This window comes from Streptomyces sp. NPDC047081 (genome assembly GCF_040643775.1).
Classification (GTDB): domain Bacteria; phylum Actinomycetota; class Actinomycetes; order Streptomycetales; family Streptomycetaceae; genus Streptomyces.
This window is the reverse complement of the sequence record NZ_JBEYUY010000022.1, coordinates 121948-134091: the sequence shown is the minus strand read 5'-3', so window position 1 is coordinate 134091 and position 12144 is coordinate 121948. Positions and strand designations below refer to the sequence as shown.

10 protein-coding genes are annotated in these 12144 nt (G+C 68.7%); 2 read left to right on the top strand and 8 right to left on the bottom strand.

Annotated features, from left to right (window positions below; all coding sequences use genetic code 11):
• Positions 1–75 precede the first annotated feature (75 nt).
• The gene (gene gabT / locus ABZ848_RS34055; RefSeq protein ID WP_360838155.1) at positions 76–1410 is read left to right on the top strand and encodes a 4-aminobutyrate--2-oxoglutarate transaminase; all 1335 of its coding nucleotides are present in this window, start codon (positions 76–78) and stop codon (positions 1408–1410) included.
• 221 nt (positions 1411–1631) lie between these two features.
• Positions 1632–2462, top strand: coding sequence for a phosphatase PAP2 family protein (locus ABZ848_RS34050; protein ID WP_360838153.1), 831 nt, complete (start codon positions 1632–1634; stop codon positions 2460–2462).
• On the opposite strand, the gene ABZ848_RS34045 is transcribed toward ABZ848_RS34050, so the two are convergent.
• The 8 genes from ABZ848_RS34045 to ABZ848_RS34010 all read right to left on the bottom strand — a co-directional run bounded on the left by ABZ848_RS34045 (position 2401) and on the right by ABZ848_RS34010 (position 12047).
• On the bottom strand, positions 2401–4203 hold the full coding sequence (locus ABZ848_RS34045) for a glycoside hydrolase family 18 protein (protein WP_360838151.1): 1803 nt from the start codon (positions 4201–4203) through the stop codon (positions 2401–2403). The genes ABZ848_RS34050 and ABZ848_RS34045 overlap by 62 nt on opposite strands.
• Before the next feature lie 70 nt (positions 4204–4273).
• Positions 4274–4735 carry a hypothetical protein gene (locus ABZ848_RS34040; protein ID WP_360838149.1) on the bottom strand — a complete coding sequence of 154 codons (462 nt, stop codon included), beginning with the start codon at positions 4733–4735 and terminating at the stop codon, positions 4274–4276.
• A 130-nt stretch (positions 4736–4865) separates the two neighbouring features.
• Positions 4866–6293, bottom strand: coding sequence for an FAD-dependent oxidoreductase (locus ABZ848_RS34035; protein ID WP_360838147.1), 1428 nt, complete (start codon positions 6291–6293; stop codon positions 4866–4868).
• Positions 6294–6322: 29 nt separating this feature from the next.
• Positions 6323–7123: an ABC transporter permease gene (locus tag ABZ848_RS34030; RefSeq protein ID WP_360838145.1), complete on the bottom strand. Its 801-nt coding sequence runs from the start codon at positions 7121–7123 to the stop codon at positions 6323–6325.
• The gene (locus ABZ848_RS34025; protein ID WP_360838143.1) at positions 7124–8047 is read right to left on the bottom strand and encodes an ABC transporter permease; all 924 of its coding nucleotides are present in this window, start codon (positions 8045–8047) and stop codon (positions 7124–7126) included.
• Positions 8047–9210, bottom strand: coding sequence for an ABC transporter ATP-binding protein (locus ABZ848_RS34020; RefSeq protein ID WP_360838142.1), 1164 nt, complete (start codon positions 9208–9210; stop codon positions 8047–8049). Before ABZ848_RS34020 ends, ABZ848_RS34025 begins: the two co-directional genes overlap by 1 nt.
• Positions 9207–10457 (bottom strand): spermidine/putrescine ABC transporter substrate-binding protein, encoded by a 1251-nt coding sequence (locus tag ABZ848_RS34015; protein ID WP_360838140.1) that lies wholly within the window; start codon positions 10455–10457, stop codon positions 9207–9209. Before ABZ848_RS34015 ends, ABZ848_RS34020 begins: the two co-directional genes overlap by 4 nt.
• A gap of 54 nt (positions 10458–10511) precedes the next feature.
• Entirely contained in the window at positions 10512–12047 is a 1536-nt protein-coding gene (locus tag ABZ848_RS34010) for a gamma-aminobutyraldehyde dehydrogenase (protein ID WP_360838138.1), read from the bottom strand.
• Positions 12048–12144 lie beyond the last annotated feature (97 nt).

Below are 12144 nucleotides of genomic sequence, written 5' to 3'. Positions count from 1 at the left end.
CCCCCTCTCCCCGTCCTAACCTGCGAGAAAAGAAGGCAAGAGTCCGTAAGGCCCGCAACACCCCAGGAGCCCCTCATGAGCGCAATTCCGCAGGAGCGCCGCGTCGTCACCGCCATCCCCGGTCCGAAGTCGCAGGAGCTGCAGGCCCGCCGTACCGCCGCGGTCGCCCAGGGCGTGGGCTCCGTGCTGCCCGTGTTCACCGCGCGCGCGGGCGGCGGGATCATCGAGGACGTGGACGGGAACCGTCTGATCGACTTCGGTTCCGGCATCGCCGTGACCAGCGTCGGCGCCTCCGCCGAGGCCGTCGTACGCCGCGCGAGCGCCCAGCTCGCCGACTTCACCCACACCTGTTTCATGGTCACCCCGTACGAGGGCTACGTGGAGGTCGCGGAGGCGCTCTCCGAGCTCACCCCGGGTGACCACGCCAAGAAGTCCGCCCTGTTCAACTCCGGCGCCGAGGCCGTCGAGAACGCCGTCAAGATCGCGCGTGCGTACACCAAGCGCCAGGCGGTGGTCGTGTTCGACCACGGGTACCACGGGCGGACCAACCTCACCATGGCGCTGACGGCGAAGAACATGCCGTACAAGCACGGCTTCGGGCCCTTCGCGCCCGAGGTCTACCGCGTCCCCGTCGCCTACGGCTACCGCTGGCCCACCGGCCCGGAGAACGCCGGCCCCGAGGCCGCCGCGCAGGCCATCGACCAGATCACCAAGCAGGTCGGCCCGGACAACGTCGCCGCGATCATCATCGAGCCCGTGCTCGGCGAGGGCGGCTTCATCGAGCCCGCAAAGGGCTTCCTGCCCGCGATCAGCGAGTTCGCCAAGGCCAACGGCATCGTCTTCGTCGCCGACGAGATCCAGTCCGGTTTCTGCCGTACCGGGCAGTGGTTCGCCTGTGAGGACGAGGGGATCGTCCCGGACCTCATCACCACCGCCAAGGGCATCGCCGGCGGGCTTCCGCTCGCCGCCGTCACCGGGCGCGCCGAGATCATGGACGCCGCGCACGCCGGCGGCCTCGGCGGCACCTACGGCGGCAACCCGGTCGCCTGCGCCGGCGCGCTCGGCTCCATCGAGACGATGAAGGAGCTGGACCTCAACGCCAGGGCCAAGAACATCGAGGCGATCATGAAGGCCCGCCTCGGCGCCATGGCCGAGAAGTTCGATGTGATCGGTGATGTGCGTGGCCGCGGCGCGATGATCGCGATCGAGCTGGTGAAGGACCGTACGACCAAGGAGCCCAACCCGGAGGCGACCGCCACGCTGGCCAAGGCCTGCCACCAGGAGGGGCTGCTGGTCCTGACCTGTGGCACCTACGGAAACGTCCTCCGCTTCCTGCCCCCGCTGGTCATCGGCGAGGACCTGCTCAACGAGGGCCTCGACATCATCGAGCAGGCCTTCGCGCGGATCTGAGTCAAACGGAATCCGCAGCTCACACACAGGATGCCGGCCTCCTGCGCCTCATCCGTCCCAGCCCTTGCGATCGCTGTGATTCCGGGGCTGGGGCGGTCGGCGTCAGGCCGTGTGAAGAACGTGTGCGAGGTGCATGACGGGACGCGATTCCGCCTGTCTTCCGGCCACCCCCTGCCGTAGGTTCTACCCAGATGAGAGATACACCCCGCCCACAGGGGACTGTGGGCGATTTCAGGCCGTGGCCTCCCCAGCTACGACCTGGTCGTGCCCTCGCGCACACACCCGGAGCTTCCGGCTCCGGATCTCCTCACCGATCGGACAGTCGCCCGCCCCAAACCCCCCGGGACGGGCGTCGATCCGATCTGATCGGCCGCCTCGGAACTACCCCCCCTGTTCCGGGGCGGCCGGCCTCCTTCCTCCTCCTCGGGCTTCCCGCCCTCCTCTTCGCGCTGATCACCTGGCAGGTCGTCTCCGACGGCCTGCTTCTGCGTGTCGACGAGCGGGTCAGCCGGGCCCTCGTCCACCCGGACCGCTTCTCCGAACTCCTCGCCGACCTCGGCAACGTCCAGATCGCGGTACCGGTGCTCGTCCTCGTCCTCCTGTACGTCGCCTGGCGCGGCCGTGGCGCCGGGAGGCCCCGCTGGTGGCTGCCGCCGCTCGCGGCCGCCGTCCTGATGGCGCTGGTCCCGGCGCTGATCGTGCCGCTCAAGATCCTGGTCGACCGCCCGGGCACCCCGGCCGTACCACCGGGCACCGGCTACTACCCCTCCGGCCACACCGCGACGGCCTCCATCGCGTACGGCGCGGCGACCATGCTCCTCCTCCCCTGGCTGAGCAGCACGTACGCCCGCCGCGAGCTCCTCATCACCTGCGCCGTCGTCAACTTCGCCGTCGGCTTCGGTCTGGTCCGCCGCGGCTACCACTGGCCCCTGGACGTGGTGGCCAGCTGGTGTCTGTGCACGGTGCTGCTCACCCTCCTCTGGATGTTCCTCAGCCGAAGTAGCCGTCGAACGTCCGCTGGAACTCCCAGTTCGAGTAGCGGTCCCAGTTGACCGACCAGGTCATCAGGCCGCGCAGGGCGGGCCAGGTGCCATGGGTGCCGTACGAGCCGCAGTTCGACTTCTTCGTCAGGCAGTCCAGGGTTTTCACGACCTCGGCCGGGGCCACGTAACCGTTCCCCGCGTTCGTCGAGGCCGGCATGCCGATCGCCACCTGGTCCGGGCGCAGTGGCGGGAAGACGTTGTTCGCGTCGCCCGCGACCGGGAAGCCGGTGAGCAGCATGTCGGTCATGGCGATGTGGAAGTCGGCGCCGCCCATGGAGTGGTACTGGTTGTCGAGGCCCATGATCGGGCCCGAGTTGTAGTCCTGGACGTGGAGCAGGGTGAGGTCGTCGCGGAGGGCGTAGATCACCGGGAGGTAGGCGCCGCAGCGCGGGTCCTGGCCGCCCCACTTGCCGGTGCCGTAGTACTGGTAGCCCATCTGCACGAAGAAGGTCTCCGGCGCCATGGAGAGCACGAACTTGCTGCCGTACCGGGCCTTCAGGGTCTTCAGCGCCGAGATCAGGTTCACGATCACCGGGGTCTTCGGGTTCTTGAAGTCCGTGTCGTCGGCGTTCAGGGAGAGCGAGTGGCCCTCGAAGTCGATGTCCAGGCCATCGAGGCCGTAGGTGTCGATGATGGACGAGACCGACGACACGAAGGTGTCCCGGGCCGCGGTCGTGGTCAGCTGGACCTGGCCATTGGCGCCGCCGATGGAGATCAGCACCTTCTTGCCGGCCGCCTGCCTGGCCTTGACCGCCGCCTTGAAGTCGGCGTCGGACTCGACGTTCGGGCACTCCGACACCGGGCAGCGGTTGAAGCGGATGTCCCCCGAGGTGGTGGAGGTCGGCTCGCCGAAGGCCAGGTCGATGACGTCCCAGCTGTCGGGGACGTCGGCCAGGCGCGTGTACCCGGAGCCGTTGGCGAAGCTCGCGTGGAGGTAGCCGACCAGGGCGTGCGTGGGCAGGTCCGACGACCCGGTGGACCCGGCGGTCGTGGTGGCCGTCACCGCGGCCGACTTCGCGGACTCACCGGCGTCGTTCACCGCGGTGACCTGGAAGCCGTACGCCGTCGACGGGGACAGGCCGCTCACGGTGGCCGAAGTGCCGCTCGCCGTCTGGACCTTGGTGCCGTCGCGGTAGACGGCGTAGCTCGTCGCGCCCGGTACGGCCGTCCAGGACAGGGCGACGCTGGACGAGGTGACCGTGCCGGTCTTGAGGCCGGTGGGGGCGGCCGGTGGCTGGCCCGGGTCGACGCCGGGGCCGGTCAGGGAGACGTCGTCGGCGTAGTAGGCGCCGGTGCCGTACCAGCCGTGGGTGTAGATGGTGACCTTGGTCGTGGACGCGCCGGTGCGGAAAGTGGTCGTCAACTGCTGCCAGTCCGGGGCCGACTGGGTCCAGGTCGACACATCCGTGGTGCCGGTGCCGCTCGCCCCGAGGTAGACGTACGAGCCGCGGACATAGCCGGACAGTGTGTACTGCGCGTCCGGTTTCACGGTCACCGTCTGCGCGCACTGGGCGTTGTCGCTGCCGGCCGGGGTCGCCTGCAGCGCCGAACTGCCGCTGTGCACAGGTGAGTTGACGGTCGTACCGGCTGTGCAGCTCCAGCCGTCGAGGCCGGACTCGAAGCCTCCGTTCCGCGCCAGGTCCGCGTCGGCCGCACGGGCGGCCGACGAGAGCGCGGTGATGCCGGGCACGGCCAGGAGTACGGCCGTGAGCGCGGCGAGGACGGGTCTGGTGCGTCTTGGGCGGTCCACAAGTACCTCCGGGCATGGGGGAATTGGAGGGGTGGAGCGCACTCAACTTGGTCCAGACCAATCCGGGTTGTCAAGACCTCTCGTCCCCCTCCTCCATGGCCAGGCCCGCCGCCGCCTCGTGCATGGCCAGTTCGAGGAGCGCCGGGTCGGTGAGGGTGCCGGAGCCGTCCGGCGGGACCAGCCAGCGGACCCCGCCGGTGGAGCGGCCCGGGTACGGCACGACGATCCAGGTGCCGGCCCCGGCCGTGCGGATGCCCGTGCCGAGCCAGCGCGCGGCCGTGCCGGGCGGCACGAAGAAGCCCATCCGCGCGTCCCCGAAGTCGACCAGCACCGGGCCGGGTTGGTCGATCACCCGGGTGAGCACGTCGAGCGTCGGATAGCCGAGGTCGGCGGGCAGGATGAGCACGTCCCAGGCCTTGCCCGCGGGCAGCAGCGCGACCCCCAGGGGATTGCGTTCCCACTCCCAGCGACAGGCCTCGGGATCGGGAGCTACCGATGCCAGCCACTCGACTGCCGTCCTCGCCCCAGTCATGTGAAGTCCTCCCTCTCTCTCGTCGACGCGAGTCGCGTCACGAGGGAGAGGGAGGTCTCCGGCGGGCATTACGCGGGTTTGCAGAACCAATTGCGAGTGAACTGGATCACATCCGACTCGTGCGCCGGTCTCAGCTGTCGAAGCCGAGGCCCAGCTTGTCCATGGTCCGCAGCCACAGGTTGCGCCGGCCGCCGTGCGCGTCGGCGCGGGCCAGTGACCACTTGGTGAGCGCGATGCCGGTCCAGGCGAAGGGCTCCGGCGGGAACGGCAGCGGCTTCTTGCGGACCATTTCGAGCGCGGTGCGCTCGGTCTCCTCGCCGGACAGCAGGTCGAGCATGACGTCGGCTCCGAAGCGGGTGGCGCCGACGCCGAGGCCCGTGTACCCGGCGGCGTACGCCACCCTGCCCTGGTGGGCGGTGCCGAAGAACGCCGAGAAGCGCGAGCAGGTGTCGATCGCGCCGCCCCACGCGTGCGTGAAGCGGACGCCCTCCAGCTGCGGGAAGCAGCCGAAGAAGTGCCCGGCGAGCTTGGCGTACGTCTCCGGCCGGTCGTCGTACTCACGGCGCACCCGGCCGCCGTACGGGTAGATGGCGTCGTAACCGCCCCACAGGATCCGGTTGTCGGCGGACAGCCGGAAGTAGTGGAACTGGTTCGCCGAGTCCCCGAGGCCCTGGCGGTTCTTCCAGCCGATCGAGGAGAGCTGGTCCGCGCTCAGCGGCTCGGTCATCAGGGCGTAGTCGTAGACCGGGACGGTGTACGCGCGCACCCGCTTGACCAGGTTGGGGAAGATGTTGGTGCCGAGCGCGACCTTGCGGGCGCGGACCGAGCCGTACGGGGTGCGTACGGCCATGCCTGCGCCGTAGGTCTTCAGGGTGAGGGCGGGGGTGTGCTCGTAGACGCGGACGCCGAGCCTGAGGCAGGCGCGCTTGAGGCCCCAGGCGAGCTTGGCGGGGTTGAGCATGGCGACGCCCCTGCGGTCCCACAGACCCGCCTGGAACGTCGGTGAGTCGACTTGTTCCCGTACCGCTTCGGCGTCCAGGAACTCCACGCCCTCGGCGAGGCCCTCGCGCTCCATCTCCTCGTACCAGTCCCGCAGTTCCCAGGCCTGGTACGTCTCGGTGGCCACGTCGATCTCGCCGGTGCGCTCGAAGTCGCAGTCGAGGTCGTGCCGGGCGACCGCCTTCTCGATCTCGTCGAGGTTGCGGGCGCCCAGCTCCTCGAGCTTGTGGATCTCGTCCGGCCAGCGGGTCAGGCCGTTGGGCAGGCCGTGGGTGAGGGAGGCGGCGCAGAAGCCGCCGTTGCGGCCGGAGGCGGCCCAGCCCACCTCATGGCCTTCCAGCAGGACGACATCCCGCTGCGGATCGCGCTCCTTGGCGATGAGCGCGGTCCACAGTCCGCTGTAGCCGCCGCCGACGACCAGCAGGTCGCAGGTCTCGGCGCCGGTGAGCGCGGGCTCGGGGTGGGGCTTGCCGGGGTCTTCGAGCCAGTACGGGACCGGCTGCGCTTCGGAAAGGGACTTCGTCCAGTTGTTGCCACGACTCATGGCGCTTGGGGCCATGATTTCAACTCCCTACCAGGGCTGTGCGGTTATGCCTTCTGCCGGTTGCGGCGATTGCTGATGACCATCGAGGAAAGCACCAACAGTACGGCGACCAGGAACATGGCCGTACCGATGACATTGATCTGAACGGGTGTTCCGCGCTGTGCCGAACCCCAGACGAACATGGGGAAGGTGACGGTCGAGCCCGCGTTGAAATTGGTGATGATGAAATCGTCGAAGGAGAGCGCGAAGGAGAGCAGCGCGCCCGCGGCGATTCCGGGGGCCGCGATGGGCAGGGTGACCCGCAGGAAGGTCTGCACGGGGCCGGCGTAGAGGTCCTGGGCGGCCTGCTCCAGGCGGGGGTCCATCGACATCACGCGCGCCTTGACGGCGACGACGACGAAGCTGAGGCAGAACATGATGTGCGCGATCAGGATCGTCCAGAAACCCAACTGAGCACCCAGGTTGAGGAACAGGGTGAGCAGCGAGGCCGCCATGACCACCTCGGGCATGGCCATCGGCAGGAAGATCAGCGAGTTCACGGAGCCGCGGGCGCGGAAGCGGTAGCGCACCAGGGCGAAGGCGATCATCGTGCCGAGGACGGTCGCGCCGACCGTCGCCCAGAAGGCGATCTGGAGGCTGATCGACAGCGAGCCGCACATGTCGGCGACCCCGCACGGGTCCTTCCAGGCGTCCGTGGAGAACTGCTGCCATTCGTAGTTGAAGCGCCCCTTCGGTTTGTTGAAGGAGAACACCGTGACGACGACGTTCGGCAGCAGCAGATATCCGAGTGTGATCAGTCCCGCGATCACGACGAGATGGCGCTTGAGCCAGTTGACGAAAGGCATTTAGACCAGATCCTCCGTCCCGGCCCGGCGGATGTAGATGGTGACCATGAGCAGAATCGCGGCCATGAGGATGAAGGACAGAGCCGCGGCCGTCGGATAGTCCAGGATTCGCAGGAACTGCGTCTGGATGACGTTTCCGATCATGCGGGTGTCGGTCGAGCCGAGGAGTTCCGCGTTGACGTAGTCACCGGCCGCCGGGATGAAGGTGAGCAGCGTGCCGGAGACGACGCCCGGCATCGACAGCGGGAAGGTGACCTTGCGGAAGGTCGTGAAGGGCTTCGCGTACAGATCGCCCGCCGCCTCGTGCAGCCGCCCGTCGATGCGCTCCAGCGAGGTGTAGAGCGGCAGGATCATGAACGGCAGGAAGTTGTACGTCAGACCGCACACGACGGCCAGTGGCGTGGCCAGCACACGGTCGCCGGAGGTCCAGCCCAGGGCGTTGGTGAGGTCCAGGATGTGCAGCGAGTTGAGGGCGCCGACCACCGGGCCGCTGTCCGCGAGGATCGTCTTCCAGGCGAGCGTGCGGATCAGGAAGCTGGTGAAGAACGGCGCGATCACCAGGATCATGATCAGGTTCCGCCAGCGTCCCGCGCGGAAGGCGATCAGGTACGCCAGCGGGTAGCCGAGCAGCAGGCACAGGATCGTGGCGGCACCGGCGTACAGGATCGAGCGCAGGAACTGCGGCCAGTACTCGGACAGCGCGTCCCAGTAGGTGGCGAAGTGCCAGGTGACCTTGTAGCCCTCCTCCAGGGAGCCCGTCTGCACGGACGTGGAGGCCTGGTAGATCATCGGCAGCGCGAAGAAGACGATCAGCCAGAGCAGACCGGGCAGCAGGAGCAGGTACGGCGTCCAGCGGCCCCTTTTCCGCGGGGGCTTCTTCTCGGGCACCGGCGCCAGGGGTGGCGCCTCGCTGAGCGTGGCCATCAGGCGGCGTCCTCCTCGACCTCGGCGACGCCGGCGTCGATGTCCTGCGCCGCGTCCAGGCCGAAGGTGTGCGCCGGGTTCCAGTGCAGGACGACCTCGGCGCCGGGCACCAGACGGGCGTCCCGGTCGATGTTCTGGGCGTAGACCTCGAACTCGGGGCAGACGGGGCTGTCGATGACGTACTGGGTGGAGACGCCGATGAAGGAGGAGTCGGCGATCTTGCCGGTGATGCGGTTGCGGCTCTCGGGGATCTCGCCCGCGTCGTCGGCGTGGGTGAGGGAGATCTTCTCGGGGCGCACGCCGACCAGCACCTTGCCGCCGGTCGTCGTCGGCGCGGAACATCGGGACTCGGGCAGCACCAGCTTGCCGCCGCCCGCCTTGAGGACGATGTCGTCGCCGCTCTTGGTGTCGACCTCGGCCTCGATCAGGTTGGAGGTGCCGAGGAAGTTGGCGACGAAGGTGGTGTTCGGGTTCTCGTAGAGGTCGGTGGGCGAGCCGAGCTGCTCGACGCGGCCCGCGTTCATCACGGCGACCGTGTCGGCCATGGTCATGGCCTCTTCCTGGTCGTGCGTGACGTGGATGAAGGTGATGCCGACCTCGGTCTGGATGCGCTTGAGCTCCAGCTGCATCTGACGGCGCAGCTTGAGGTCGAGGGCGCCGAGCGGCTCGTCGAGGAGCAACACCTTGGGGTGGTTGATGAGGGCGCGGGCCACGGCCACCCGCTGCTGCTGGCCGCCGGAGAGCTGGTGCGGCTTCTTGCGCGCCTGCTCGCCGAGCTGGACCAGCTCCAGCATGTCCTCGACCTGCTTCTTCACCGACTTGATGCCGCGCCGGCGCAGACCGAAGGCGACGTTCTCGAAGATGTCGAGGTGCGGGAAGAGGGCGTACGACTGGAAGACGGTGTTCACCGGCCGCTTGTACGGCGGCAGATGGGTGACCTCCTGGTCGCCGAGGAACACCGTGCCGCTGGTGGGCTCCTCCAGGCCCGCGATCATCCGCAGGGTGGTGGTCTTGCCGCAGCCGGACGCGCCGAGCAGGGCGAAGAAGGAGCCCTGCGGGACGGTCAGGTCCAGCGGGTGTACGGCGGTGAAGGAGCCGTAGGTCTTGCCGATACCGGAGAGGCGGACGTCGCCGCTGCTGTCTGTGGTCTTCATCCTCGTCACGCCCCTGTGAGCTTTGCGAACTTCTGCTGGTAGGCCGTCTCTTCCTTCGAGCTCAGCGAGCGGAAGGCGTGCGACTTCGCCTGCATGGCCTTGTCGGGAAGGATCAGCGGATTGGTCGCCGCCGACTTGTCGATCTTGGCTAGGTAGGGCTCCACGTCCGCGACCGGACTCACGTAGTTGATGTAGACGGCGAGTTCGGCGGCCGGCTCGGGCTCGTAGTAGTAGTCGATGAGCCGTTCGGCGTTCGTCTTGTGACGGGCCTTGTTGGGGATCAGCATGTTGTCGGTCGACGTCAGGTAGCCGCTGTCCGGAATGACGTAGCCGACGTCCGGGTTGTCGGCCTGCAGCTGGATGATGTCGCCGCCCCAGGCGACGCACGCGGCGAAGTCGCCCTTGGTGAGGTCGGACGTGTAGTCGTTGCCGGTGAAGCGGCGGATCTGGCCCTTGTCGACGGCCTTCTGGAGGCGGGCGATGACGGCGTCGAAGTCGTCGTCGGTGAATTTCGCCGGGTCCTTGCCCATGTCGAGCATGGTCATGCCGACGGTGTCGCGCATCTCGGTGAGGAAACCGACCCGGCCCTTGAGCTTGGGGTTGTCGAGGAGGTCGGAGACCGACTTCACCTCGACTCCGTCGAGCGCCTTCTTGTTGTAGGCGACGACCGTGGAGATGCCCTGCCAGACGTACGAGTAGGCACGGCCCGGGTCCCAGTCGGGACTGCGGAACTGGTCCGAGAGGTTGGCGTAGGCGTGCGGCAGGTTGGACGCGTCCAGTTTCTGGACGTACCCGAGCCGGATCATCCGGGCGGCCAGCCAGTCGGTGAGGACGATGATGTCCCGGCCGGTGTCCTGGCCGGCGGCGAGCTGCGGCTGGATCTTGCCGAAGAACTCGTCGTTGTCGTTGATGTCCTCGGTGTACTTGACCGTGATGCCGGTCCGTTTGCGGAACTCGTCCAGCGTCGGGTGGTGCTTCTCGCTGTCGTCCACGTCGATGTACTCGGGCCAGTTGGAGAAGTTGACGACCTTCTCCTTGGCCGAGTGGTCGTCGGCGGAGACTCCGCCGCTGGTCTTGCCGGCCGCGGGGATGCCGCAGCCGCTCAGCGTCGCGAGACCGCCGAGGGCGAGTGCGCCGCCCGCGGAGGCGCGCAACAACGACCGGCGGGATGTCGCCGCCGCCCGGCTCTTCTGCAGGCTGCGCCGCATCGCGGCCGCCACGACCGGGGAGAGGCGGTCGGGCTCGTACTGCTCCATGCGCTGATGCCCTTTCGGGAGTGGCGGCCGCGGGTCGGGCGGCCTGCACTGCTTCTATCGGTCCCCGAAAACGGTGCGGTGCCAGTCCTTGCGGGCCACCGCGGTGTTGTCGAACATGACGTGCTTGATCTGGGTGTACTCCTCGAACGAGTACGCGGACATGTCCTTGCCGAAGCCGGACGCCTTGTACCCGCCGTGGGGCATCTCGCTGATGATCGGGATGTGATCGTTGATCCACACGCAGCCCGCCTTGATCTCGCGGGTGGCGCGGTTCGCCCGGAAGACGTCGCGGCTCCAGGCGGAGGCGGCGAGGCCGTACGGGGTGTCGTTGGCGAGCCGGATGCCCTCGTCGTCGGTGTCGAAGGGAAGGACCACCAGCACGGGCCCGAAGATCTCGGACTGCACGATCTCGCTGTCCTGGGCGGCGTCCGCGACCAGGGTGGGGCGATAGTACGCGCCGTTCTTGAGATCTCCCTGAGGAGCCTCGCCGCCGGTCACCACGCGCGCGTAGGAGCGCGCCCGCTCGACGAAACCGGCGACGCGGTCGCGCTGGACGTGCGAGATCAGCGGGCCGAGGTCGGTGCCCGCGGCGAAGGGGTCGCCGAGCCGGACGGTGTCCATGAGGGCGGCGGTCTTCTCTACGAACGCGTCATAGAGGGGCCGCTGTACGTACGCGCGCGTGGCGGCCGTGCAGTCCTGGCCGGTGTTGATGAGCGCGCCGGCGACCGCGCCGTTGACGGCGGCCTCCAGGTCGGCGTCGTCGAAGACGACGAAGGGGGCCTTGCCGCCCAGCTCCAGGTGGAGGCGCTTGACGGTCGCGGTGGCGACCTCGGCGACGCGCTTGCCGACGGCGGTGGAGCCGGTGAAGGAGGTCATGGCGACGTCGGGATGCCCGACGAGATGCTCACCGGCCTCCTTGCCCGTGCCCGTGACGATGTTGATGACACCGTCCGGGATGCCCGCGTCCGTCGCGGCCTGCGCGAACAGCAGTGAGGTGAGCGGGGTGAGCTCGGCGGGCTTGAGCACGATGGTGTTGCCCGCGGCGATCGCCGGGAGGATCTTCCAGGCGGCCATCTGGAGGGGGTAGTTCCAGGGCGCGATCGACCCGACGACACCGATGGGCTCACGGCGGACGTACGACGTGTGGTCGCCCGAGTACTCCCCCGCCGACTGCCCCTGCAGATGCCGGGCGGCACCCGCGAAGAAGGCGGTGTTGTCGATGGTCCCCGGCACGTCGAACTCGCGCGTCAGCTTCAGCGGCTTGCCGCACTGAAGGGACTCGGCGCGGGCGAAGTCCTCGGCACGGTCGGCGAGCACGGCGGCGAACCGGTGCAGCGCGTCCGAGCGCTCGCCCGGAGTGGCGCCCGCCCAGCCGGGAAAGGCCGCACGGGCGGCGGCGACGGCCGCGTCCACGTCATCCGGGCCGGCCAGCTCGTACGTGTAGACGTCCTCGCCGGTCGCGGGGTCGACGACCGCGAAGCCGCGGCCCGAGGTGCCCTTCGTCGGGCGGCCCGCGATGAACTGCGCGCCGTCCGCGAAGCGGTCCTGCGCCGGGAATCGTTCCGGGGTGGCGGTGCCCGGGTTCTGCATGTCGCTCTCCTCCGCCTTCGCCCCGCGGCTCCATGGGGGCGGGTGGCGTAGCTCCAGCTCGATTTGAGTGCCGATCCTGACAGAGCAAAGGGACTCC

What these genes read in the sequence shown, in the direction of transcription:
- ABZ848_RS34040 (WP_360838149.1), bottom strand. Translation starts at nt 4,735, where the DNA reads ATGACTGGGGCGAGGACGGCAGTCGAGTGGCTGGCATCGGTAGCTCCC.
- ABZ848_RS34010 (WP_360838138.1), bottom strand. Translation starts at nt 12,047, where the DNA reads ATGCAGAACCCGGGCACCGCCACCCCGGAACGATTCCCGGCGCAGGAC.
- ABZ848_RS34035 (WP_360838147.1), bottom strand. Translation starts at nt 6,293, where the DNA reads ATGGCCCCAAGCGCCATGAGTCGTGGCAACAACTGGACGAAGTCCCTT.
- ABZ848_RS34025 (WP_360838143.1), bottom strand. Translation starts at nt 8,047, where the DNA reads ATGGCCACGCTCAGCGAGGCGCCACCCCTGGCGCCGGTGCCCGAGAAG.
- ABZ848_RS34015 (WP_360838140.1), bottom strand. Translation starts at nt 10,457, where the DNA reads ATGGAGCAGTACGAGCCCGACCGCCTCTCCCCGGTCGTGGCGGCCGCG.
- gabT (WP_360838155.1), top strand. Translation starts at nt 76, where the DNA reads ATGAGCGCAATTCCGCAGGAGCGCCGCGTCGTCACCGCCATCCCCGGT.
- ABZ848_RS34030 (WP_360838145.1), bottom strand. Translation starts at nt 7,123, where the DNA reads ATGCCTTTCGTCAACTGGCTCAAGCGCCATCTCGTCGTGATCGCGGGA.